Origin of the sequence: Halalkalibacter krulwichiae (assembly GCF_002109385.1) — a bacterium.
GTDB classification, from domain to species: Bacteria; Bacillota; Bacilli; order Bacillales; family Bacillaceae_D; genus Halalkalibacter; species Halalkalibacter krulwichiae.
This window is the reverse complement of the sequence record NZ_CP020814.1, coordinates 536,765-562,710: the sequence shown is the minus strand read 5'-3', so window position 1 is coordinate 562,710 and position 25,946 is coordinate 536,765. Positions and strand designations below refer to the sequence as shown.

The 25,946-nt window shown below is 38.2% G+C and carries 21 protein-coding genes and 1 pseudogene; 3 read left to right on the top strand and 19 right to left on the bottom strand.

The features are described from left to right. Nucleotides 1-129: 129 nt before the first annotated feature. From BkAM31D_RS24640 to uraD, 6 genes and pseudogenes are all read right to left on the bottom strand, one after another. A pseudogene (locus BkAM31D_RS24640) lies at nt 130-1,316 on the bottom strand (amidase). A 20-nt stretch (nt 1,317-1,336) separates the two neighbouring features. Then, on the bottom strand, nt 1,337-2,569 hold the full coding sequence (locus tag BkAM31D_RS02905) for a pyridoxal-phosphate-dependent aminotransferase family protein (RefSeq protein WP_066157876.1): 1,233 nt from the start codon (nt 2,567-2,569) through the stop codon (nt 1,337-1,339). Between the two features lie 21 nt (nt 2,570-2,590). Next, nucleotides 2,591-3,844: a Zn-dependent hydrolase gene (locus BkAM31D_RS02900; RefSeq protein WP_257391629.1), complete on the bottom strand. Its 1,254-nt coding sequence runs from the start codon at nt 3,842-3,844 to the stop codon at nt 2,591-2,593. Between the two features lie 235 nt (nt 3,845-4,079). After that, entirely contained in the window at nt 4,080-5,072 is a 993-nt protein-coding gene (locus BkAM31D_RS02895; RefSeq protein WP_066157881.1) for an ABC transporter substrate-binding protein, read from the bottom strand. A 23-nt stretch (nt 5,073-5,095) separates the two neighbouring features. After that, a complete protein-coding gene (uraH, locus tag BkAM31D_RS02890; protein ID WP_066157883.1) occupies nt 5,096-5,449 on the bottom strand; it encodes a hydroxyisourate hydrolase in 354 nt (117 codons plus the stop codon). 24 nt (nt 5,450-5,473) lie between these two features. Further along, nucleotides 5,474-5,980, bottom strand: coding sequence for a 2-oxo-4-hydroxy-4-carboxy-5-ureidoimidazoline decarboxylase (uraD, locus tag BkAM31D_RS02885; protein ID WP_066157885.1), 507 nt, complete (start codon nt 5,978-5,980; stop codon nt 5,474-5,476). A gap of 419 nt (nt 5,981-6,399) precedes the next feature. Here uraD and BkAM31D_RS02880 point away from each other — a divergent pair, with 419 nt between their 5' ends. Then, nucleotides 6,400-8,070 (top strand): PucR family transcriptional regulator, encoded by a 1,671-nt coding sequence (locus BkAM31D_RS02880; protein WP_066157888.1) that lies wholly within the window; start codon nt 6,400-6,402, stop codon nt 8,068-8,070. 141 nt (nt 8,071-8,211) lie between these two features. Here the strand turns inward: BkAM31D_RS02880 and BkAM31D_RS02875 are convergent, their stop codons facing one another. Genes BkAM31D_RS02875 through BkAM31D_RS02855 form a run of 5 tightly spaced genes read right to left on the bottom strand, consistent with a single transcriptional unit; the run spans nt 8,212 to nt 13,573 of the window. Beyond that, complete coding sequence (locus tag BkAM31D_RS02875) at nt 8,212-8,841, bottom strand: nucleotidyltransferase family protein (RefSeq protein WP_066157891.1); 630 nt, start codon at nt 8,839-8,841, stop codon at nt 8,212-8,214. A 14-nt stretch (nt 8,842-8,855) separates the two neighbouring features. Further along, nucleotides 8,856-9,914, bottom strand: coding sequence for an XdhC family protein (locus tag BkAM31D_RS02870; RefSeq protein WP_066157895.1), 1,059 nt, complete (start codon nt 9,912-9,914; stop codon nt 8,856-8,858). A 14-nt stretch (nt 9,915-9,928) separates the two neighbouring features. Beyond that, nucleotides 9,929-10,429 (bottom strand): xanthine dehydrogenase subunit E, encoded by a 501-nt coding sequence (pucE, locus tag BkAM31D_RS02865; protein WP_066157899.1) that lies wholly within the window; start codon nt 10,427-10,429, stop codon nt 9,929-9,931. Beyond that, nucleotides 10,419-12,707 (bottom strand): xanthine dehydrogenase subunit D, encoded by a 2,289-nt coding sequence (gene pucD, locus BkAM31D_RS02860; RefSeq protein ID WP_066157901.1) that lies wholly within the window; start codon nt 12,705-12,707, stop codon nt 10,419-10,421. The genes pucE and pucD overlap by 11 nt, the downstream gene beginning before the upstream one ends. Further along, nucleotides 12,707-13,573 carry an FAD binding domain-containing protein gene (locus BkAM31D_RS02855; RefSeq protein WP_066157903.1) on the bottom strand — a complete coding sequence of 289 codons (867 nt, stop codon included), beginning with the start codon at nt 13,571-13,573 and terminating at the stop codon, nt 12,707-12,709. The genes pucD and BkAM31D_RS02855 overlap by 1 nt, the downstream gene beginning before the upstream one ends. 343 nt (nt 13,574-13,916) lie before the next feature. Between BkAM31D_RS02855 and BkAM31D_RS02850 the strand changes: the two genes are divergently transcribed. Then, nucleotides 13,917-15,653: a putative bifunctional diguanylate cyclase/phosphodiesterase gene (locus BkAM31D_RS02850; RefSeq protein ID WP_066157906.1), complete on the top strand. Its 1,737-nt coding sequence runs from the start codon at nt 13,917-13,919 to the stop codon at nt 15,651-15,653. Nucleotides 15,654-15,677: 24 nt separating this feature from the next. Next, on the top strand, nt 15,678-16,985 hold the full coding sequence (locus tag BkAM31D_RS02845) for a globin-coupled sensor protein (RefSeq protein ID WP_066157909.1): 1,308 nt from the start codon (nt 15,678-15,680) through the stop codon (nt 16,983-16,985). Nucleotides 16,986-17,076: 91 nt separating this feature from the next. Here the strand turns inward: BkAM31D_RS02845 and BkAM31D_RS02840 are convergent, their stop codons facing one another. The 8 genes from BkAM31D_RS02840 to BkAM31D_RS02810 all read right to left on the bottom strand — a co-directional run bounded on the left by BkAM31D_RS02840 (nt 17,077) and on the right by BkAM31D_RS02810 (nt 25,808). Next, complete coding sequence (locus BkAM31D_RS02840; protein WP_066157912.1) at nt 17,077-17,886, bottom strand: Fpg/Nei family DNA glycosylase; 810 nt, start codon at nt 17,884-17,886, stop codon at nt 17,077-17,079. A gap of 95 nt (nt 17,887-17,981) precedes the next feature. Next, nucleotides 17,982-18,497, bottom strand: coding sequence for a hypothetical protein (locus BkAM31D_RS02835; RefSeq protein ID WP_066157914.1), 516 nt, complete (start codon nt 18,495-18,497; stop codon nt 17,982-17,984). A 108-nt stretch (nt 18,498-18,605) separates the two neighbouring features. Continuing rightward, complete coding sequence (gene cydC, locus BkAM31D_RS02830; RefSeq protein WP_066157917.1) at nt 18,606-20,321, bottom strand: thiol reductant ABC exporter subunit CydC; 1,716 nt, start codon at nt 20,319-20,321, stop codon at nt 18,606-18,608. Then, nucleotides 20,314-22,038, bottom strand: coding sequence for a thiol reductant ABC exporter subunit CydD (gene cydD / locus BkAM31D_RS02825; protein ID WP_066157920.1), 1,725 nt, complete (start codon nt 22,036-22,038; stop codon nt 20,314-20,316). Before cydD ends, cydC begins: the two co-directional genes overlap by 8 nt. 2 nt (nt 22,039-22,040) lie before the next feature. Then, complete coding sequence (cydS, locus tag BkAM31D_RS24785) at nt 22,041-22,142, bottom strand: cytochrome bd oxidase small subunit CydS family protein (protein ID WP_371807177.1); 102 nt, start codon at nt 22,140-22,142, stop codon at nt 22,041-22,043. 19 nt (nt 22,143-22,161) lie between these two features. Further along, nucleotides 22,162-23,172, bottom strand: coding sequence for a cytochrome d ubiquinol oxidase subunit II (locus BkAM31D_RS02820; RefSeq protein WP_066157923.1), 1,011 nt, complete (start codon nt 23,170-23,172; stop codon nt 22,162-22,164). Then, nucleotides 23,169-24,509 (bottom strand): cytochrome ubiquinol oxidase subunit I, encoded by a 1,341-nt coding sequence (locus BkAM31D_RS02815; protein WP_371807176.1) that lies wholly within the window; start codon nt 24,507-24,509, stop codon nt 23,169-23,171. The genes BkAM31D_RS02820 and BkAM31D_RS02815 overlap by 4 nt, the downstream gene beginning before the upstream one ends. Before the next feature lie 210 nt (nt 24,510-24,719). Beyond that, nucleotides 24,720-25,808, bottom strand: coding sequence for a GGDEF domain-containing protein (locus BkAM31D_RS02810; protein ID WP_066157929.1), 1,089 nt, complete (start codon nt 25,806-25,808; stop codon nt 24,720-24,722). Between the last annotated feature and the right edge of the window lie 138 nt (nt 25,809-25,946).

The following is a 25,946-nucleotide window of genomic DNA, read 5'->3' as shown; positions in this document are numbered from 1 at the left end:
TTCGATAACTTTTTCGTTATATGTTGAGCGATTTTGTCGTTATTTGCTAATTCATAAGAGCAAATTATCTCTCATCACACGTTTGATCACCCTCGCTCTATATTTATCTTATCTAGTAAACTACCTTTATCAAATACTTGCCCATATATCTCTTCTTTCATAAACCCATTCTAACAATCGCAAATCTTGTTTCTTTCCTGCGATAATAGAAAGAGAAAGAGGCAAACCATTTTCATTCTTTAAAGGAATGGCTACTTGAGGGAAACCAGCAAGTCCTGCAATACAAGATAATTGCATCGTTTGCGATCTTCTCTTTTCAATCTCCTCTCCAGATAATTGACAAAATGGTGCTTCCCCTGGCGTTGTCGGAATGATGAGCAAAGTGTCATCTCCAAGAAGCTCATGCAACCGACTCTGTACTTTTATTCTTTGTTGCTCAGCCTTCTTTTGATCCGTTTCTGTTAAAGTACTAGCCCACTCAAACCGTTCTTTAATATCCGGTCCAAAGTGCGGCTTCACTTCGTTAATCCACTTTCTATGGTTATTCCAAATTTCTCTCCCTTGTAAAGTTCGAAAACAACTTGCCCATTCCATTAAACCCTCTTCGGCAATTTGGACCCATTCGTTCCTTTCAGCTGTATTTAATAAAGCATTGATGCCAACAGAAAGTGTAGATCTGCTTTTTATATCAACTAAGTCCCATGCATCTGTGCCAAATAACAAATTAGAAAACGGTCGACTAGACGTTGGGTGTTTTTGCTTAATCAATTGTCGGCCAACACGTAAGAGTAATTCTGAATCTTGAGCAAACCAACCAACTGTATCAAAACTTTCAGCAAGAGGGATGACTCCGTCAATTGGAACAGCTCCATGAGAGGGACGAATCCCATATATTCCACAGTAAGCTGCCGGTACCCGAACGGACCCTCCCGTATCTGTTCCAAGTGCAAAATCAACTAAACCAGCAGACACTGCAACAGCAGAGCCACTTGACGATCCCCCGGAATACGTCCTGGTGCTCTTGGGTTTCTCGGTGTTCCGTAATGATAATTCTCCCCATTTAAGCTATACATTAATTCATCTGTAATAGTCATACCTTTTAACTTGGCACCTGCATGTAACAATTGCTGAATGACCATCGCATGTATTCCAGAAGGTTTGTGGGTTCTGAGCCAATCAGGATTTCCAGCGCTTGCTACTTGTCCCTTTACCTCAAATACATCCTTAACAGCAAATTTGCGACCAGATAGAGCCCCTTTACTAATCGGCTCTATCTCAAGTTCTTCATTAATAAAAGCGTGAAATGTATCGTTCATCAAATCCTCCTACTCACTCATTAAACAGCTAAACTTTTATTCTGATAGACATCTAAAGCGGCTTGAACCGCTTCACCAGAATGAATGTTAACCTTATGACGAATTAAAACTGCTTCTAACCCAGCTAACGTTAATAGAACATTTCGTTTTTGACAACTATAACCCATCGTACCAATTCTCCAAATCTTTCCATGAAGTGACCCAAATGAACTAGCGATTTCAATTGCAAACTCATTTAACAACATTGCTCGCACTGAATCACCATCGACTCCTTCTGGGATCCTCACACATGTTACAGTAGGAAGTTTCCACTGTTCATTACCAAATAAAGACAAGCCCATCGCCTGAACTCCTGCAACTAATGCTTTTTCATTTAAGCGGTGCCGCTGAAAACGCTGTTCCAACCCCTCCTCTAAGATTAAACGTAATCCTTCATATAGACCATAAAGCATTGTCGTAGCTTCTGTATGATGGTTTAATCTAGTCGGACTCCAATAATCTTGCAATTGACTCAAGTCAAAGTAATTACTTCGAATTCTCCTACTACTACGATGTTTTTCAGAATTAAGACCTCTTTCAATTGATTTACGCTCCTGTAAGATTTCTTCAATTCGATGATTATACGTTAGAGGAGCCATTCCTGCTGGCACCGACAAACATTTCTGTGTGCCTGTAATTAATCCATCAATCTTCCATTCATCTGTCTTTACAGGTGTTCCAGCTACTGTCGCTACTGCATCAACAACAAAAATAACATCAAGCTCTCTACAGGCATTTCCGATTTCCTCCAGCGGCTGCATTCGCCCAGTAGACGTATCACCATGTACCATCGCTAATACTTTAGGTTGGATTTTTTTTAATTGTTTAATAACATCTTGCGGTTCAAAAACTTGCCCCCATTCACAGTGCGTTACATATACATCAGCCCCGCAACGCTCGGCAATTTCCGTCAATAGTCCACCAAAACGACCAAATGACGGAATTAATACTTTATCCCCTTCTTCAATTACACTACATAACATCGCTTCAATCCCCGCTCTTGATGTCCCATCAACTGGAAAAGCCCAATGGTTTTCTGTCTCTAATACTCGTCTCAGCAGTACCATCGTTTCATTCATGATTGACGTAAAATTAGGATCAAATTGACCTAGAATAGAGGAAGACATCGCTTGTAACACTCGCGGATCTACTTCTACTGGACCTGGTGTCATAATTGTTCTAATAGGGACATGTAATTGATTAGCTGGCTCCATGATATTCTCCTTTCCTTATCTTTATTTTGCTAGTTTCATTAGCGTATTTAACAATACTTGAGTCCCAATCGCGCAATCTTCTTTATCCGTCCATTCTTTTGGATTGTGACTAACACCACCCTTAGAACGAACAAAGATCATTCCCATCTTTGTAACTTTTGTCATCATCAGTGAATCGTGACCAGCCCCACATTGCATTTTCATCGTTGGTACGTGTAGTTCTTTACAACTTTGCTGAATAACCTCGATAATCTCCTCAGAGCAGGTAGCTGGATCCACTTCTTTTTTCACTTCAATATTCGCCTTCATTTTCCTTTTTCTACAAATATTTAAAATTGCCTGTTTAACTTCTTTCACCATGTTTGAACGGTACCTTTTGTCAACATGTCTGAGGTCAATAGTTAACAACGCATTTCCAGGAATAATGTTCACAGCTCCCGGTTCCAAACTGGCTTTTCCAACCGTTCCTACACCTTGATTGTTTATCGAGATCTTTTCGACTTCAAGCATTAACTCAGCCATTGATAATCCTGCATCATTTCTCATGTTCATCGGTGTTGCACCTGCATGATCTGGGTTCCCTTCAAATTCTACCTCCATCCATACAGGCCCCTGTATATCTGTGACAATGCCTACAGCCAATTGCTGGTCTTCTAGTACTTTCCCCTGTTCAATATGCATTTCAACATAGGCCTTGATCTCTTCGGGATTGCGAACTACCGACATATATTCGTTAGGGTTTAACTCAGCTTTTTTTAACGCATCTGCTAAGGTAATTCCAGTCTCATCGGTAAAACCAAACATCTCTTTATTAACGCCTCCAACCATTGCCTTGCTTCCAAAATATCCTGACCCAAAGCGGACCCCTTCTTCATCGGTAAACGATACGACTTCAATTGGATGAACGAGTTCAATCCCAGCTTCCTGAATTGTGCGAACCGCTTCGATTGCCCCTAAAACACCGAGAGCACCATCAAACTTCCCTCCACGTATCACAGTATCAATATGAGAGCCCGTCATAACAACAGGTGCAGAAGAATCTGTTCCTTCTAACCTTCCAATAATATTTCCAATGGCATCAACCCGAACTTTTAAACCAGCTTCCTTCATCACATCTATAGTATATTTTCTTGCTTTTAAATCTTCTAAACTTAAAGAAATTCTTGTTACTCCTTCTTCCGGCTTTCCAGGAGTAGAACCAATTTCACCTAACTCCATTAAAGTCTGCCATAAACGTTGCTGATCAATTTCGTATGTTGCGATCAAGTTCGCCACCCCTTCCATGCCCTTATTTTTTCCATTTTAAAAGACTTATCTTAACTAGTCATTGGATAACACGAATAATAACTTCAACCAAAATTGTGTGCGTTAACTAATCTGAGCTCGCACCGCCACGTTGTTTGTGTCACTTAAGTTCGTGAGTTTCTATTTCCTGTTGCAATCTCTAACTTCGTAAACAAAGAGTCTACTAAGAGAACATCTTAATAATCTTAATAGACTCTTATTCTATTTAGTTTAAAGGTAGAAAATCCGTCGTAAAGATGTCATTTGTTTCAAACTTCTCTTCTAACAAACCTAATTCGAACAATTGATTAATAAGAGTCTCCCAACGTACTTCTGACATGAAACCAAAGCCATGTTCAGTCGCTTCTTCTCCATAAATAAAACCCCTTTGCGTATCCGTTTCAAATTGAAGATCCTCTAACGTTAGATTCGGGTTCACTTCATGAATCACTTTGTTAATTTCATAAGGAGATTCAAGGTAATATTCCCAACCTTCTACAAAAGAGTTAACAAACCGTTCGACAAGGTCTTTGTTTTCAGCAATCATATTTTCCGTCGTGAATAACACGACATTATACGGGTCAAACCCTGATTCTGATACTAATATCGCTTCTGTTTTAACTCCCTCTTTATTTAAGAAAAAAGGTTCGGACGTAACAAATGCCTGGCTGACAGATTTTTTTTCATCAATAAAATTAACATGTTGACCCGTATACCCTAATTCCGTTACACCGCTTAAGTCATACTGACTTTTCAAGTAATCCCAATAAGGAATACCAGGTTGTATGTAGGCTGTTCTACCATTCAAATCTTCAAAGTCACTCACCGCTTCGCCTTCATGAAACATTAAAGCTTGAGGGCTATTTTGCATCGTGGCAGCCAACGTGACTAACTCAATCCCTTCATTACGCGCAATCACAATTTGGTCAGCATGAGCCAATCCGAATTCTGCATTACCAGAAGCTACAATTTGAATAGCAGATACTTGTGGGCCACCATTTTCAATTTGAACGTTCAATCCATATTCAGCAAAAATCTCTTGCTCCTGCGCAGCAAAAACTCCGCCATGCTGACTTTTAGCGAACCAATTTAATACTAGCTTCACATCATCCATTTCTTCTCCTAGATTGCTTTCCTCTGTTCCAGCCCCTTCCCCACCACAAGCCGCTAGCAAGATGGTCATAATTAAAAATAAGTGAATTCTCTCCTTTTTCAGCATCCTTTTTCCACTCCCTCGTTTTATTAACTACCTCGATATGTACTGTAACCACCTGGCGCAATCAATAACGGAACATGATAGTGCTCACTTTCATTTGAAATTGAAAATTGAATGGGCACAAGATCTAGAAATGGAGAATCGCCCATAGGAAATTTCTCGAAATAATTACCTATATGAAATTGAAGCTGATAGATTCCCTTTTGCATCGAAGCACCAGCTATTAATGGTTGATCTAGCCTTCCATTGCTATTTGTCTGTCCTGCTGCAACCTTATGTAGTTGGCCACACTCTTTTAATTTTCTAAGGACCACATAAACATTTTCTGCTGGCACACCTCTACTCATGTCTAGCACATGTGTTGTTAATTGACCTGCCATCTTTCTCCTCCTTAAACCGTCTATTTAATTAGGTTGGTTAAATAATTGAATCAACCTAAAGCGGGCTATTTTACAAACCTCTCTTAAGGCTGTTTGGAACTCTTTATCAAAGTCATTTTCAATTCTTTTATACATGCATTCTTTAATTAAATCTTTATTGCATCCTTTGACTGCCATTATAAAAGGGAATGCAAAGCGATCCATATATAGACGATTTAACTTTGAAAATTCTTTGTACTCTTCATCTGTTAACTCACTCAACCCCGCCTCGCTTTGTTCACCTATGGAAGAATCGGTCATTTCAAGCTTTGTTCCTAAATCGGGGTGTGCTTTCAACAAACCAAGTTGCAATTCCATGTTAGCTTCATACATCTTATTAACCATTACCTCGTACAGACTATTAACATGATCATAAGGATGCTCCTCCCATGCCTGCTCCGCAATCCAAGGTGAAAGTTCAAATACGGAACCAATCTTTTCAACAAACATTTGCTTTGACATTTTATTAACATCTTCGATTGAATAACTCATTAAAGCCCCCCTCGTCTTACCTTTGAGATGAATGAATACACACAGCATATAAGTTCTATCCTGTTTGAGTCATTGTTTATAACAACTAAAAACTTTACTTGCATTTAGTTAACTGGCACAAATATATTTTTCCTTTATCTCTTCCAACACTACCCTCCTATATAGGGTTGACGTGATTGTTTAACGATACATAGGCCTGCAAACTTAACTCTAACCCTTGGCTCGATTGTCAGATTAAATAGCAGTCTTTAACAATGTTTAACGAATGAAGAAACCTTTTATCTTATTGCTACTTTGTATGAATTAACCAATTCACATATAAAATTCGTAAGATTTTCTAACGAGAAAGTTTTCGATGAGTCATTTTTCTTGTACATTATTCACAAGAGATTTGATGATTAGATGAAGGAGTGAGGAAAATGAGGTTAATAGATATTTTAGAATTACCTACTTTTAAAGATGCTGCCGTGGTAGCAGGTGAAAAAGGGATTACAAAGACAGTTCAATCGGTCAACCTTATGGATGCTCCAGATATCATTGATTATTTAAATCACGAACAACTACTACTAACTACGGCATATTCTATTAAAAATACTCCAAATGCCCTTATTAATCTCGTTAAACAAATGGCCGAGCAAGGATGTTCAGGATTAGGACTTAAAACGAAAAGGTTTCTCAATGTGATTCCTGAAAATGTAATTGAATTGGCAAATGAGCTTAATTTCCCCATTATTGAAATTCCACTGAGCTATTCATTAGGAGATATGCTAAACGAAGCCTTAAGCTGCATCTTAAGAGAGCGTACACATGAGTTACATTATGCCTTAAACATTCATCGTAAATTTACCGATATTGTTATTTCTGGTGGCGGCTTTACAAATATCATCGATAGTCTCTCCACTATTTTGAACCTTCCAGTCATTCTATTAAATTATCGTCTTGATATTATGGCTTATTCAAAAGGGATTGATAAAGAAGCTTTTTTTGAGATCTACTGGCATATTCATGAGAAAATTCATCATGAAGACTTAGATACTTACAAAGTCTTAACGCTCCCCCGAGAAAGTTCTGGAGATGATCTTAAGGAATTCTCCATTTACCCAATTAACACAACAAATCAACAAAAAGGATATATTATTATCTTCGGGCAGACTTTCGCACCTGCATCTCCTTTTACACTCGCCGTTGAACAAGCTGCAAATGTCATTTCATTTGAATTTATGAAGCATCATGCTCTCGAGCAACATTCAAGAAGGTTAAAAAATGAGTTCTTCTCCGATCTTGTCGATGGAATGATTCCAACCGAAGAAGAAATTATTAATCGAGGAAAGGCATACGATCTTACCAAATCACTTCAATACATTTGTGTTACTTGTAAAATGGATGCCCTTGCAGACATTTACCAAGAAACACACCCACTACAAACCGAAAAAGAACTTATTTTAAGAAGAGACCGAATCTATGACATGCTAGAATCCATCCTTTCTAAACAATTTGAAAGCTCCATAGTATTTACAAAAGGGGACCTCTTTACAATCTTAATTGGCTTTACTTTTTATAATGAGGATGTTGAACAAAATATAGTAGATGCTATTACCGAAGTTCAACTCGATTTATATCATGTATTGGATGCTCCTATGTCTTTTGGAGTTAGCAATTACACCGAAAGGATCAAAGAAATTCCAACTTCCTTTCAAGAAGCGGTAGACGCATTGAGATCTGGTTATCGCGAAAACAAAAAACGTTTTATTAAAACGTATAGAATTAAAGAGTTAGCAGAAATTTTCAAATCAGTTCCTCTACAAAAATTAAAAGAATTTCACAAATCGACCCTAAGAGAACTTGCCAATCCAGAAGATAAAGAGAAAGATGATCTCATTCAAACACTTACTGTTTATTTGAATAACAACTGTCAAATCTCCGAGACAGCAAAGACCCTATATATTCACCGTAATACCGTCATCTACAGAATAAAAAAATGCGAGGATCTATTAGGGATTGAAATCAAAGGGGCAGATGAAACGTTAAGACTTAGAATTGCTATATTTATTCGATCCTTTTTCACAGCTAACGAAAAACAAAGTATTTAGGAGACATAGAACTGATTTTTCAAAGCCTGATGCGAGTGATTTCTCGTATCAGGCTTTAAAATGAAAGGTGTTCCATTCACCTCGTAGTAGTTTTTGCAACCTTTATTGATCTGTTTTTTAGTCTTCAATTATTATCTCTATTCATTGAACCCTTTCTAAATGAGCCAAAGCTTCTTGATAATCTTTAGGTGTATCAATATCAAAACCAACTCCAAAATCCTCAACCTCAATCTGCTCCACTTTAATGAATTTAAAGAGCGAGCGACCACCTTCATCTCCAGTAACACTCTCGAAGTCTATACAATGATGATTTCCCCAATAGATAGGGTGCCCCACTTTCCCATTATAAGAAGGACGAACGACAAAAGGCTTCTCTTCCTTCAATTGCCTTTTCAAACCACTTGCCTTTATTTGCTCAATCGTTTGATGCTTAATAAATGGCTGGTCGCCAAGAAAGAACATAACAGATTGGATCATTGGATTTATATGAGCTAACGCCATTAAAAAGGATTTGCTTTGTCCATCACGATACTGATCGTTGACAAGCCAATTTGCTTGCCTTGCACCTTGTAGAGAAATCATTTTTTGAACACGTTTTGCCTGATAACCAATGACAACCAAAATTTGATCAAACTCTTGTTGAATAGTTAAATCAATTACATGTTGAAGAATCCGTCTTTCCCCTAAAGGCAACAGCTGCTTTGCTTTTCTCCCCAAACGGTTGGATGTACCGGCAGCTAAAATAACAGCAGCTATCCGATGTCTTTCCAAGTAATCACCCTTTCTTAAACCGCAGTCGATTGAATCGTTCTCCTATCTTTTCTATTTCTTTTTTGATTTCGAACCTTAATTAGTTGAGCTAATATACTTATGCTAATCTCATCGGCCCCCTCTGCATAAATGTCTACACCAATAGGAGAATGAAGCCAACTTGGAACTTTCTCAGGATGTAACAGCCGTTCTGTTCTCCGTTTCGGTCCTAAAATCCCTAAATACTTAGGCCGATGATGAATAAAATGATGTAAAAGCTGTTGATCTCTAGTAAAACTATGGGTGATGATGACAATATAACTATCAAACTCAATTTGATTTTTGGCTATAAACGTTTCTGGATGCTCGCATACGAGTAAAGCAGCATCTGAAAAATACTTAGAATGACATCGATCTTCTCTCGGATCTATCACAATTGGACAAAAATCAAACTCAGCTGCCCTTTTGACTAGAGGTTCGACATCAGGACCAGCACCAAATATATACAACTTTTCTTTGCTTTCAAGGCGCTCGAATAAAAAATGAGAGACTGAATCAATTTTATTCTGCTCCATTAATACTTGTTCTGAAGAAATAAAATCCAACACAGTCGCTTTCAAAGATACAGATTCTCTTTGAAGCGAATTACCTAACCACTTCCCATTACTAGAATAAAACGCTTGAAATCTATCTTCTTCATTACTTAATTTACGAATGGAAACAACTGTATGCCCTTGTTCTAATTCCTCCAGAACAGTTGCCAACAAGTTATTCCATCTAATAGGCTCCATCAGAATCGTTACTTTTCCGTTACACCCCGCCCCTAGTCCCCAACCAAGATCGTCTTCTACTCTTAGATCATACGTAACTATTTTTGGTTCACAACTATGAAGCACTTCCTCTGAGTGAAAGCTTAGGTCCTCTTCAAGACACCCTCCACTTATCAAACCGTATTGAGTACCATCCTCGAAAAACAGCATTTTTGCTCCTTCATGGCGATAGGCTGAACCCTCTACTTTGACTACTGTCGCTATCACTCCACTATTCTCTTTGCGTTTCTTTAGAATTTGAAGATAATGATAAAATTCTCTCAAGGTTCTTCTCTCCTTTACGCTCTTGCATTTGGACAACTTAAACGTCTTAATACCCTGTATATCCCTCCATAACCTGTACAACGACACAAATTTCCCGATAACCCTTCCTTTAATTCTTCAAAACTAGGTTCACAGTTTTCTTGAAGTAATGCCTTAAGAGATATGATCATTCCAGGTGTGCAATAGCCACACTGAAACCCGCCTTCCTCTAAAAAAGCTTGCTGAATAGGATCAAGCTTTTCTTCGGCGATTCCCTCAATTGTAACAATCTTTTTGCCATCACATTGATACGCCATCGTTAAACAGGCATTATGTTGTTTTCCATCAATTAGCACCATGCATACACCACATCTACCCATTTCACAGGAGACTTTTGTCCCTGTTAAACAGAGATCACTACGAAGAATATCAATTAATCTTCTCGAAGGATTCACCTCTATGCTCACCTGATCTCCATTTAACTCCATCGTTAAATGAAAACTAGATGTAGCTTGCACATTGGTTTCATGTCCCATACTCTCCTCCAATCTCAGCGACTTCCTCTTGAAACCGCCGCATTAGCTGTTCAGGCTTAATTGGTAATTCATTAACCCACACTCCTGTTGCATCTCTAATGGCTGCAACGATTGCAGGCGCTAGGGCAACTGATCCCACCTCTCCGACTCCACGCGGGCCAAACGAGTCACCTTCTGGCAACTCTTCTATCGCTGATACCCGATGTTGCTCAGGCACATCAAAAATAGTTGGTATTAGATACGTATCCAAATTTTTTGTGACATACTTCCCTTCGTGAATAAGGGCATCCTCGGTTAAAGTAAAGCCAAGAGCCATAACGCCACCACCCTCGATCTGTCCTAAATAGCCCATCGGATTAACAACAGGGCCCGCTGCTACGGTATGATCAATCTGATTAACTTTGACCATTCCAGTTAATCGATTCACTTCCACCTCCACAATAACAGCTGTACTTGTATACAAATAATGAGCACCGATAATAGGATCAGGAGTAACCGGATAGTGAAAGCTAGTCGTACATTCAAAACAGTCTCCCTTTTCTGCTAACTCCTTATATGTCATGGCCAAAATTTCTTTCTTTTGTTGCTTTAGCCAAATTCCTCCTTGGCCCGTTGTTAAATTACTCTTTTCAAGTCCAGTAAGCTCATAAATTTTGTTAAACATAGCTTCTAAAAACGGCTTCTTTAATTGATTTAATGCTTGCCAAACCATATTGGTCGTTCTAGAAGCAGTAGAGGAACCACTAGGTGGAACTAAGTCCGTATCGCCAATCACAATACTTACATCTTCTCTTCGGCACTCAAAATGATTAATAAGTAGAATTTCCAACGTACTAATTAGACCTTGACCAAATTCTTCATGACCAAAAGCAACTTCAATTTTACCTGCCGAGTTTAATCGAATCGTTCCTCCTGCATGGTCTGGGAGTCCATACCCTAAACCTGAACCATGCATGGCAACTGCAGCACCGACTCCTTTTTTTATCCAAGGTTTTCCTTCTACATTTAATTTCTCCCTTTTCCTCCAAAGCGAGGAGGATTGTATTGCTTCGCATACTTGATTAGGGCCTTTTGTTGGAACAATCCTTTGTCCTAATGGTCCTAAATCATCTTTACTTCGCAAGTTCATTTTCCTAAATTGCCACGGATCGAGATGTAACCTTTCCGCTAAACGATCCATTTGCCCCTCTAACGCAAAAATAACTTGGTTTCCCCCAAATCCTCTAAATTCTCCAGAAACTCCATTATTCGTGTAAACTGCTTTGCCTTTTATTTCAACGTTCGAGATCATATACGGGCCAACTGCATGCTCTGTAGCAAAGTTTAAAACGGCCCCTCCGAGCGTTGAGTAGGCACCTGTATCGGAGACAATCTCTACTTTATGAGCAAGCAATCTCCCTTGTGCATTCACCCCTGTTTTCATTGTTATACGCATTGGATGCCTCTTCAAACCAGCAACAACTGACTCCCATCTTGAGTAGTGCATTTTCACAGGTCGATTACAATAAATAGACAGTAAAGCACCGTAGGGCTGGACGTTCAATTCATCCTTCCCGCCAAATGAACCACCTATTGGACTAGAAATAATACGAATTTGATCTTCATCCATCGCCAAAATTCTGGAAAGTTGCATCCGATCCTTGTATCCATGTTGCGTTGGCGCATAAACACTTAGTCGACCGTCTTCCTCGGGAACAAAAAGCCCTCCTTCTGTTTCTAAATACGTATGCATTTGTCTAGGAGTGAGATACGTCTCTTCTATTACTGCATTACACTCGGCAAAAGCCAAATCAACATCTCCCTTGGAAAACTCTGTTTCATGCAATATATTCCCTTGCGGATGCAACTTTGTCGCATTTTCTGCTAACGCCTTTTCTGTTGTATCAATGACCGACAATTGCTCGTATTCAACTTCGATAAGTGATAATGCCTCTTCAGCTATTTCATCAGAAACAGCAGCCACTGCAGCCACTGCATCTCCTTCATAACGAACAAGGTGATCGACAAATACTGGTTGGTCGGGAGTACTTATACCAAAACCATTTAACCCTGGTATGTCCTTATAAGTAATGACAGCTAATACTCCAGATAGTAATTTGGCTTTTTCTATGGAGATGGAGAGAATTTTAGCATGGGGAATGCCACTCCTTAACACTCTGCCATAGACCATATTGGGACACGTCATATCTGTTAAGTAGCGTAACTTTCCAGTTACTTTCTCCTCACCATCAGGGCGAACTTTCCAGCGATCACCACTTGATTTCTGATTTAACCACATTATGAGACCCCCTTCCCTGTATGCTTCATAATTTGATCTAACTCGCTCAAGATGATATTAGCTGTAATAATTTTCTTGTAATCTGCAGAAGCATAGGGATCGGCGTTTGCTTGAATTTCTGAAATAATTTGGTCGTGAATGCTCGACAGATTCATTTGTTGATTGCCTAATTCCAACTCTGTATCAGATAGCCTTAAGGGTGAGAATGATCCTCCAGCAGCTAATCGAACATTCTCAAAGCGCCCCTCTCTAATCGATCCTTTCCCTGCTATAGTAACAAGTGATGCTGTAAATGTTTCTCTTCTTCCAATCTTTTTAAAAAAGGCAAAGTTCACTTGGTCCTTTTCATCTATTTCTATTTTTACACCTACTAAAAGTCGAACTTCTTGCTTAATCGAAGAAACAATGAGCCATGATTCAATTGACTGTATTTCAATCTCGACACCATTGAACCAAACAAGTTTCGCTCGTTCAACTAACAAAGCAGGAATTGTATCTCCGGCTTTCGTGTATATGTTACCGCCAATCGTAGCCTGATTTCGTATCGATGGTGCAGCAATTTTTCTACATGCTTTTATTAGTAAGGGTGTATACCTTTTTAACCTTTTATCTTCTAAACAATCTGCAAGTGTGACCTGCGAACCAATCATCAACTCATTCTCTTTACTTTCTGTTATAGAAGTCATCTCCTTGATATTTTCTAAACTTACCAAATTAGTAGTTAAAGGGAGAAGACTGGCTTCCCACTGTGTCCGCAGCCAGGTTCCCCCAGCAACGATACAGACTCCTTCCTTTTTGCTGCTCGTTATCAATTCCCATGCCTCGTTTAAATTGCTTGGCTTCCAAACCTTTTGTACTGATAACATACTACTCACCCCTCTCAGCTCGAACCTTTTATTCATCCTGCTATTTCCTATCCATTTCTTTTCATCTATTTTGTATGAAATACTAAAATCAAACATTGATTTTGTGAGATTAATTAACAGAAAATTCAATCCATTAAACATCTCTATAAACAGACTCACCTAATCACTATATTAATAGTTGAAATAGGGATAACTTTAACTATGTAAAAAGAAGTGGTTCTATTTATCCAAATTGTGAGATAATCAGATATAATATGACAATTTTCATACATGAGTCGTTTTTTGCCAAAACTTTATCACGATATTAAATTCATCTTGAGCCATACCAAGGAGAGATCACTTTATGTTAAACCAAGATGCTTTGTTAAATTACTCAAGCATCTCAAAGGAATTATTAGACACAAAATATGCGTTAGATCAATCTTCCATACTCGCATTTACTGATATTAGTGGGAAGATCACATATGTTAATGATAAGTTTTGTGAAATCTCTCAATATACGAGAGAAGAATTACTAGAATTACTAGGAAATACCCATCGCCTTGTTAATTCTGGTTATCACCCTAAAGCTTTTTTTGTAGATATGTGGACGACAATTAGAAGAGGAATCGTTTGGAAAGGAGAAGTGAAGAATCAAGCAAAGGACGGCACTTATTATTGGGTAGATACAACGATTGTTCCATTTTTAGACGAGGATGGAAAACCATTTCAATATGTTTCCATTCGTAATGACATCACACCAAAAAAACAAATGGAATATGAATTACGCTTAAGCAAGAAGCGCTATCAAAACCTAGCTTATAGCGACATTTTAACGTCATTACCAAATAGCCTAAGACTAAATAAGAGATTAAATGAATTAATTAGCAAGGGGCTTTCATTTGCTTTACTATATTTGGATATTGACCGTTTTAAGCTAGTTAATGATGCTTATGGCCACCCTTTTGGAGACCAAGTATTAATAAGATTGGCAACGAGATTAAGTAAAGCAAATATACGTAATCTAACGATCTATCGTACTGGTGGGGATGAATTTTCTTTTGTTTTCCCTTATCAGGATCTTTCTCAAGTTCAACAACTTGCTGAAACAATTATCAGCCATCATTCAAAGCCTCTGTACATTTCAGGTAAAGAAATATTCCTTTCACCTAGCATTGGGATCAGCTTATTTCCAGAGAATGGGGTGAACATTGAGGAATTAAAACAGCAAGTCGATATCGCTATGTATAGTGCCAAGAAGAGCACCGGCAAACGCTATATATTCTTTAATGACGGGCAACAAGAGGTTATTACCAAAAGAGTGAAAATTGAAAATAAACTTCGAAAAGCTATTGATGAGCAAGAATTTCAGTTGTATTATCAACCAAAAGTTTCTATTCAATCAGGAGAGATTATTGGCTTAGAAGCGTTAATCCGCTGGAAAGACGCCAAGAACAACTTCATTCCTCCTAGTGACTTTATTCCAATCGCGGAGCAAATCGGGGTAATTCATGAAATCGGAAACTGGGTGTTAAAGAAAGCATGTTTAAAAGCAAGTGAGCTCAATGAGCTCGGTTTTCCGTTACGCATTTCGGTAAATGCTTCGATTATTCAGCTTTTACAAAGTGATTTCATCAATCAGGTAAGAGAGACTTTGGCTGAAAGTAACCTAAGAGCCGAGCAACTTGAGATTGAAATAACAGAAACCGTTGCTCTGACGCATACAGACCATATTATTAACGTCCTCCATTCCTTACGTTCGATTGGAGTCCACTTAGCAATTGATGATTTTGGAACTGGTTATTCTTCTCTTAACTATTTAAAGAAATTACCGATAAATACAGTGAAGATTGATCGTGATTTTGTAAAAGAAATAGAAGAGAGCCAAGTAGACTTGGCTATTATTGAAGCGATTATCTCTGTGAGTCATACGTTAAAATATAATGTCGTTGCAGAAGGAGTCGAAACGAAAGAACAGTTAACTCTATTAAAAGAAAAGAACTGTAATGATATTCAAGGGTATCTTTTTAGTCCCCCTTTGTCTGATCCAGACATTAATCAATATTTATATAAAAATAAACAAGGCTTTCAATTACCTTAAATGGTTATAAAGGTGTGTCACAAAATGAATCCTTTTTTAAAGTTTAAATCAACTAAAGAAAATAGTTTGTTGTCATCTTTGGAAACGAAACGTAGTGAAGTTACGATAGACCTAAGTCAATCAACCACTGTTTCGCAACAGATCAAACTGATTAATTTAACAATCGAAGACCTCATGATCATTAAAACCGTTCAACCAATCGTCAAAAACCATCTCGACTCGATTGTTAACCAATTTTACGAAAATCTTGGCCAAGAGCCTTCCTTAATGGCCATCATTAAGGAAAACAGCTCAGTTGATCGTTTGAAAAAAACACTCTACAAACATATCTATGAGATGTTTAGCGGACGAATTAATGATGCCTTTATTGAACAACGTAATATTATTGCCCATGTTCATGTACGAATTGGCTTAGAGCCTAAATGGTATATGTGTGCATTCCAAGACCTTCTCGCATCGTTAATTGAGATCATGGTTCAGCACACTTCCACAAAGGAAGAATTTAAACAAATAATCACTTCTGTTTCAAAAATTCTAAATCTTGAGCAACAACTCGTATTAGAAGCATACGAGCTTAAAAATGAACAGATTCGTACAGAGGCAGAATCACAAACAACCTTGTTAAAAAGCAAAGTAAACGAAAATGCAGAAGAATTAGCCGCAGTTAGTGAAGAAACAAGCTCTTCTATTCATGAGATATCAATGAAGGCGACTCAAATTCAACATTTAACAGACTCTAGTTCAGCCATTGCGATCCAAACTGAATCTAAGTCAAAAGATGGCAAAAGTCGTTTGAATCACCTAGAAAAGATCATGCTTGATACTCAAACCAATATGAAGAACATTTCATCGGAAATGGAACAACTTATCACGACTTCTAAAAAAATTGAACAAATTTCCAAGATTGTTACTTCCATTGCTGACCAAACCAACTTACTTGCTCTAAACGCATCGATTGAAGCCGCTCGTGCAGGTGAACATGGTAGAGGCTTTGCTGTTGTTGCGAGCGAAGTAAGAAAGTTAGCTGAAAATACAAAAAATACTGTAGCAGAAGTTTCAAATTTGGTTCATGAAATCAATCGATACACAAGTGCAATGTCTCAATCGATAGATGAGAATACAACGTACATTGAAAAAGGAACAAATGAATCGAGCCAGACGAATCAATTTTTTGATGAAATATTAGATTCAATGAATAAGATGAAACAGCAAAATGTGAAGATTGCAGATGAAATGAAGGATTTAACTCTTATTTTCGAAGAGATTAACAAAGCCGCTGAACACGTTGCAGTTGCCTCTGATCAACTAACAAGCATCACATACAAACTTTGAAATCTTCCAAACGAGAATTAGGCATTAGCTTTGGGAAGTCTCAAAAGGTCAGAATGCAACCTTTTGGGATCTCCCTCTTTGGCTTTTACCATCACCGTTGGCACATTTTACAAAAGAATGTCTTGCGAGAAGAAACTTCATCCTTAATAATCAAATGTTGGCACCTTGGACAAGGCTCTCCTTCCCGATCATAGACATAGCAATGATCATTATAAGAACCTGTTAATGTATCTCCCTGAAACACAGGTAAATCAATATACCCCCCTAATGACAATCCCCTCTTCAATACAGTCTGCATACTTGTATATAATTTTGAGCGCTCTTGATCGCTCAATTCATTCATTGTTCTTGTTGGCAACAATTCAGCGATAAAGCAGATTTCATCAGAATATAAGTTGCCAATTCCTGATATAATCTTTTGGTTTACTAACGTCGTCTTAATCAATCCTCGTCGTTTCTCCATTAGCTCATTAAAAGCAACCAATGTAAATTGAGGATCGAGAGGCTCTGGTCCTAATTCATTGAACTGTTCATCTAGTTTATGACTTGTTAGAACATGCAGAAATCCTAATCGAAGACCAATAAAGAACAGCTGAACTCCGCCAAAGTCAAGTGTCACTTGCTTTGTTCGGTCCGGACTATCATTCTCATTACCAACATACATTAGTCCTCCAAGCATCAGATGGAGCAATAAATTCTTTCCGGAATCAAGCTTAAAGATTAAATACTTTGCCCTCCTATCAATCATAACTATTTTTCTGCCTTGAACTTCATTGATAAATGGTTCAATAGGAAGATTTACCGTTTTTCCCCTCGTAATGTTCACACCTTTTATTGTTTTTCCAACTAACCTTTCCGTTAAAAGGCGCTTATAATTCTCCATCTCAGGCAATTCCGGCATCTTTTTCACCTATCTTTCAAATCTTTATTGTTCTTAGTATTTGTCAAAAAGAAGGGCAGATACACAAAAAAGACCTGCAGAAACAGGTCCGATTTCTATACTTTATGTAATTGTTCAAGTGTATGTAAGACATAATCGATCAGTTCTGGGATATCACCCATTTGTTCTTCATTGATTTGACGGTTAAATGAAACTTCAATTCGGTTCTCAAAAACGACTGGTTTTTGATCATGGACAAAGCTTAATGTTTGGATAGGCTTCTTTTCTTGATCCCAAATCTTTTCAACAAGTGCTTGGATTGTCTTACATTCTTCTTCGACCTGATGCACCTGTTTATAGAAATAAATGAACAACGAACACCCTGGCTTTCCATCAGGAGACTCTAATATCTCTGCTGCTAAATCCTTTACACTCGACTTCAGAACAATTTCTGCTTTTACCGCTTCTAGTAAGCTCAAATGGAAAGTTATTGAAAATTTCCTCTCCATTACCGCCATATCAAGTATATCTTGACGATCAACTACCTCAACTTCTTTCGAAAGGTTATCGAGATCATAGACGTAATTTTCAAACCCTACTTTTAAGTTCTCAAAAATAGTTGGATCAAACATTGTTCATCTCCTAACTGTCTAGTTTCAACACTCATTTTACGGAAAAGAATGGAACAATTAAAGTCAATATGAACAAAAAGCAGAAAACCAACTGAGGTTATCTGCCTTTTATGCAATAATGTTTTTTTCAATTTCATGTAATTCATAAAAATACCCACGTGCTGCTACTAACTCTTCATACGTACCAGTTTCCATGACCTTCCCTTGGTCCATGACAATAATTTGATCGAATTCCTCTAATCCAGAGAGCTTATGACTAACGAGGACAACTGTGTCATCTTTTGCTTTTTTAAACAGTTGTTTAAAAAGCTGTTTTTCGGTCCAAGCATCTAAGGCTGAAACAGGTTCATCCAGAAGCCATAGAGAGCCTTTTTTCGCAAAGACTCGTGCCATTGCTAAGCGCTGTTTCTCTCCACCTGATAAATTTTGTCCTTTTTCCAAAACTTGATCCGTTAATGAAAAATGAGGAAGCTCAACATCATTTAATAATTGCTGTAGTTTCTCTGATTGTTCGTTTGTTTGCAACAATAAATTCTCTTTAATCGTTCCAAAGAAAAAGTGATTTTCTTGTAATATAACATTTGTCTGCTTCCAAACGCTTTCTTCATTCATTTCCGCAATTGAAACTTGATTAATTACTATGTCTCCTGCACTTGGTTCAGTAAGCCTCAACAGTAGCTGTATCAATGTTGATTTCCCTGAACCACTTGGGCCGACAATCGCCGTCTTAGATCCTGGAGGCAACGTGATATTAACTTGATCAAGCGCGCTTCTTAATTCTCCCGGAAAAGAAAACTGAACATCTCGAAACTCAATGGCCGGTGCCCCTTTCCAAACTTCACCTCTTTGCTTCGTACCAGTTTCATGCTGTCCTTTTTCCTGAGTGACTTCACCAAGCCGCTTTGCTGCCCTTTCACTATCCTCATAATAAAGGGGGAAAGCTGCCATCGGAATAGAATGTTCAAAAACTGTTAAACTGACCATCACAAGCATTGCTAAAAAAAGACCATTTAACTCACCACTTGCAACTAAAAAGGCACCCACTGTTAAAATAGCCCATGAAGCGACTAAACTAAAGGCCATGTTGACAGATTGATTTGATAGAGACTGAATACCTTCTTTTTCCTGAGCTTTAACATACGTATCTGAAGCTTGAACTAACTGTTCTTCTTTTTCAGCAAGCTTTTCATGGATTTTCAACTCACGAAAGCCATGTAACCACTCTGTTGCTTCAGTTGATAAAATAGCTCTCTTTTCACGAATCCCTTCACTCACATTCTTTTGCTTTTTAGCAAACCACGCCGGAATGATCAAACCCGTTATTATCAGTCCTAGTATGAGTAAAAGCATAATTGCGTTCGAGTAAAAAGAAACAAAAAAGATGGTACTTAAGAATACTAAAGCCATCACAATCGGGGGATATAGAACACGTAAAAAGACATTTTGAATGCTTTCTACATCTCCAACAATTCTCGCAAGTAAGTCCCCACTTCGAAATGAGCCAAACAAACGGGAAGCTTTCTTCTCTATTTTCTCATAGAAAGAGACGCGTAAATCACTTAACATAGTAAAAGTTGCTCGATGCGAATAATATCTTTCGGCATAGCGGCTTATTGCTCGCAGAAAACTACCAATTTTCACAACGGCTACCATTGTTATTAATACGTATAAAGGGGGCGTAAGCGCTGCTTGTGAAATTAAGTAGCCGTTAGCTGCAAATAGTCCAACTGCGGTAAGGCCTGCAATGTAACCATATAAAATAGAGAGCACTACATCTTTTTTCTTTCTTAACATAAACCTTATAATGCTTGTTAGCTCATTCATCTCGGTCACCTTCTTCACTCATTGCAAATAACTCCCTATATGACGGGACAGAAGCAAGTAACTGTTCATGTGTACCTTGAGCAACTTGTTTTCCCTGATCTAAAAACAATATTTGATTCGATTGTTTGATCGTCTGTAACCGATGGGCTACAGTAATGACGGTTGAATGCTGCGATAACTGCTGCATCGATTGGTGAAGTAACTTCTCCGTCACTAAATCAAGACCAGTTGTCGGTTCATCAAATAAGACCACAGATGGCTTTTTTAAGAAAGCTCTTGCTAACGCTATTCGTTGTTTTTCACCACCAGATAGTCCTCTCCCGCCTTCTCCAATAATGGTTTCATAACCATCATTTAATGACTCAATCAACTCATTTACCCCTGCTAGCGTTGCTGCTTCCTTTATTTCACTTAGGCTAGCATCAACCCCCAGACTAATATTCTCTGAAATCGTTCCTGAAAATAAAAAAGGGTGTTGTGTGATATAGCTTATTTTTTTAAACCAGTCTCGTTCTACGTACTGGGTCAGTACTTTCCCGTTAATACGTACCTCTCCGCTTTTCGGATTCAAAAGCCCAGCAAGAATATGCAATAGCGTTGTTTTTCCCGAACCACTTCTTCCAACAATTGCAATTTGGGCACGAGATGGAACAACGAGGTTCACATTTTCTAATGAAAATCGCTTCGATGGATACTGGTAGTGCACATTTTCCATTTCAATCGAGATTGAGGTGCTAGTGAGCGGAACACTCCCCCACTCTAATTTCTTTTCTTTATTCTCTAGCTGCTGTTCCACTTTTTCAGCAGCTCCCGTACTGCTCTTCCCTGCATGAAATGCACTTCCTAATTCTTTCAGCGATGTGTAGAATTCCGGAACTAACAATAAGATAAAAAAGGCAGTGAAGAAGCTAATGTTTTGAAAGACAACAAGGCGTAAACCGAGTTCAAGCGCTACAAGACCAATGCTTAGCATCGAAATAAATTCAAGCATCAACGAAGACGTAAACGCGATTTTCAAAATTTTCATTGTGGAATCACGAAAACCTAGACTGCTTTTCTCAATAACTTTCTTGTAATGTTTCGAGCGCCCGAACAACTTTAAAGTGACAAGCCCTTGAAGCGTATCAAGAAACCTTCCTGAAAACGCAGCTAAGCTTTCAAGCTGCTCCTCAGACTTCTTCTGGGTTTGCATTCCAATAATCGCCATAAATAATGGAATAAAAGGCGCTGTTACAAGAAGGATTAAGCCCGAGTATACATGTTGGCTAAACACAACAATTAAGATCAAAAGCGGGACGACCGTTGTTACAATTCGTTGCGGAATGTATTTGCTAAAAAAAGAATCTAGCTCATCCACCGCTTCAAGTAAAACACTAATCTTTTTCCCTGATTGTCCTTGATACGACGACATTAACGATTCACGTGAGAAACTTTTTACTAACGAACGGCGGTAGTCAGCTTTTATATTAGCAGCCATTTGTACACCTATTTTGCCATTTCCATAAGAAAGAAGAACTCGTAAGATTAATACACCTAGTAACAGAAGCAGCATTGGCATGACATGCTGGAACGATTCGTTCTGCAGGAAAATATCATCAACGATGGAAACGATCATATAGGCTTGCAAAATGATGACACTACCGAGCGCTAGAGCTATCAAATATAAAGCATAATAACGTCTCTTATCGGCCTTTGCTAACTTCTGAAGTGATTTCATTTCTAATCCTCAAACTTTGTGCTTTTCGCCACAGTGAATAAAGAAGCTGCCATAGCCAATACAACAATTAAAAGTGGTGCGTAGAATAGTAGAAAATCATGCATGAGAAATTCCTCCTTAGATTTATCCTTTTTGAATGTAAGGTTTATTCATAATAAATAGTTTAAACACTAAATACAGGGACGGAATTAATAACATAAAACCAAAGATAAACGCTGTTATTAAGGCATAGGCCATCGTTTCATTTGTAAAAGAGTCATAGATTGTCAAATTCGGATACAGCAAATACGGATAACGTGAAACTCCGTACGCATAAAAGGCTAGAGCGAACTGTAGTACGACAAAAATAAACGACCAGCCATAGCTTCTTTTCTTCAACAGCCACAAACTCCAAACAAAACAAACGAACGATAAGACAAATAGCCACCAAAGCGAAAGCATTCCTTGATAATGATCAGGGTTATGCCATCTTAGCTCAATCATAATTCCAAGTGCAGTAATGATCGTTGGAAAGCTCCAAATCCATGTATAACGTCTAAATAATGTAAGGGCTCCTTGATCTTTCGCAACCGAAGAGTAGTAAGCTAAGAAACTAGCTGAAATAAAGAGGACACTTACAAGACTTAGTAGAACAATCGACCAAGCAAATGGACTAGTAAACAACGCTGCATAATCTAATTCAATTCCTCCTGTAGCTGTTTCTCGGATAAATCCGCCTTGCGAAACAATCAACGCTGTCGATAAAGAGGCAGGGATCAAAACACCCGTTACCCCATACATAATCGTATAGCCTTTGTGTCCTTTTGTTCCGTATGTTCCAAACGCATAATAGCTCCCACGTAATGCTAATAAAATGATCGAAATGCTAATTGGGATTAACAATACGGTTCCAAAATAATAGGCGGTCTTCGGGAAAAATCCAATCATCCCAACAAAAAAGAATACGAGAAAGACATTAGTAATTTCCCAGACTGGTGAAAGGTAACGTTGAATCACCGTATTTACAATATGATTCTTTTTTGTGACAATCGTTGATGCGTTAAAGAACCCGGCACCAAAGTCGATGGAAGCGACAATGACATAGCCAAACAGAAACAGCCACAACACGGAAATCCCTATTATTTCAATTGTCATTTCGCTTCACTCCTTTGCTCTATTGCTTCTTTCTCCAGCTCCTTTTCAACTGGATTGTTTTTAAACATTCTTATTAGTACAACCGCTGTACCAATCATTAAGATGAGATAAAGCACTGCAAAAGCAATAAACATAATCCCTACATGTGAAGATTCCGTTGCTGCTTCTGCTGTTTTCATAAAGTCACGCATAATCCACGGTTGACGACCAACCTCTGTAAACCACCAACCAGCTTCAATCGCGATCATCGCTAACGGCCCCGAAGCAACAAGTAACAAACGGAAGAACCGCCTTTTAATGAGCGCCCAATTACGATGAAGACCTAACCAGTACACTAACGCTAAAGTTGGAAGAAAAACTCCAATCGTGACCATAATATCGAAAAAGTAATGGATCTCTAAAGGCGGATGATACTCCTCTGGAATATCATTTAACCCTGTGACGACCCCTGTTGGATTACTATGCACTAAAAAGCTTAATGCATAAGGTATTTTAATCGCATATTTCACTTCATTTGTTTCCGTTAATACTCCATATAGAACAAGAGGTGCTTCTCCCTCTGTTTCAAAATGCCACTCTGCTGCTGCTAGCTTTTCAGGCTGATATTCTGCAAGAAATTTACCAGATAAATCACCGACTAAAGCTGTAGCAATCGCAAAGATCAACCCAACTTTCATCGTAAGTGCAAGAGCCTTACGATGGTATTCATGACGATTGCCTTTCCAGAGGTGAAAAGCTGCAATCGAAGCTAGAATAAATGCTGAAGTCATATAGGCAGATGTTAGGACATGAGCTACTTTCGTCGGCATCGCCGGAGTAAACATTGCTACAAGCGGCTGAATGTTTGTCAGTTGTCCGTCGACTAATGTGAATCCTTGTGGCGTATTCATAAACGCATTCACCGATGTAATAAATAACGCCGACATCGCCGAACCTAATACAATTGGGATCAATAAATAAAAATGATGCTTTGGATTTTTAAAACGATCCCACGTATATAAATAAATTCCTAGAAAAATAGCTTCAAAGAAAAACGCGAACGTCTCCATAAATAAAGGTAGTGCCACAAGTTGGCCAGCAAATTCCATAAACCTTGGCCATAAGAGCGCTAATTGTAACGCGATCGCTGTTCCTGTCACAACACCGACTGCAACACTAATTACATAACCACGTGCCCAACGTTTCGCTAATAATATATAATGCTCATCATTATTTCGTAATCCTAGCCAATGAGCAATTGCAATTAAGATTGGAACCCCAACACCTACTGTTGCAAAAATAACGTGAACTGAAAGTGTCAGCATCGTTAAGTACCTGCTTAATTCAACAGACTCCATTTTCATCCTCCTCTCGAACTCCTACTGGAGATAATGCTATTGTATATGCAAAATGTATGTGAAATACATCACATATTGTACAATTTCGTTACAGAAGAATGAAGAATTATTGACAAAAGCTAACGAAAACGTTGTCAATTCTAACTATTCCACCTCTTTCCAAATTAAAAAAAGAATGAGCTCCGCTACCGCTGAGATTCATTCTTTTCATTAACCAACATCTTTATCTGCAAAATGGATCTTATTCCTTCCATTTTTCTTTGATTCATACAAAGAGCAATCAGCCCTCTCAATCGTTTCTCGAATCGTAGAAGCATCCTTTACTCGACACACGCCGATCGAAACAGTCACACTTAACTCAGTTTTATCATGCGTATAAAAAGTAGCAGTTTCTATCTCTCTTCTAATAGCTTCAACTTTTTCAATGATGTTTATAGGAGCTTTTTCCTTTATAAATATAATAAACTCCTCTCCTCCATAACGTCCTGCTATCGCATCAACATCAGCATCACTCGTAGCCGTTCTATCAAGAAGCTCTGCCACGTTTTTTAAAATGTCATCACCTGTTAAATGACCGTACGTATCATTTATTTTTTTAAAATGATCTAGATCAATCATTAAAATATACTTCTTTTCCTCGGTACCGCACAGCGCCTTAACCTTTGATAAAAAGTGTCGAATATTATACAAGCCCGTTAATGGGTCACGTTCTGCAAGAAACTGTAACTGCTTTTTTAAGGCAATTTCTTTTTCTGAACTATAAATAAAGAAATACAATAGCAAAGCAACTAAGTTAAATGATAGAAACCTATAAATAGCTATCTCGCTAAAAACGTTCCACCCGTCTGGCAAAATCATAATGATAGGCAAGTCCGAAATAAGCCAGCAAGCTGTAACCAAAAAGACCAATGTGGACAAACCAATAACGGGTTTCTTCTTGTTCCGAACAAGTAAAGCAAATCCTACTGGAATGACCATGCCGAATATAACACCGGGAAGAGCCCCTTCTCCGCCAATTCCTAATCGCCATAAACTAACAATTACAACTACAGGAATGACATACTTCCATCCTTTTCTGTAACCATAAAAGACGAGTGGGATCATCCTCATATCAAACTGATAGTGACCATATTTAATCGGTAAATAAAACATAGCAATGACAGCAAAAGAAACTAGGAAAATTCCTCCAAGTGCATAAGTCCATTTAGAAAACTTCTCTTTATTATTCATGAGAAGAACGAGACATAGGTGCATCATCAGGATAATGGCTATATTCGCTAAGATTGATTGTAAAACCATTTGCTCCCCCCTAACTCCTACTCTCTACTTTTTTATTATCAATGGTACGGCTGTTCCTTTTACGGAAACCCGTTTCATTATATATAATTCTACTACCTTTTGAAATAATAATTACTATTTTTATACAATAATTTTAGT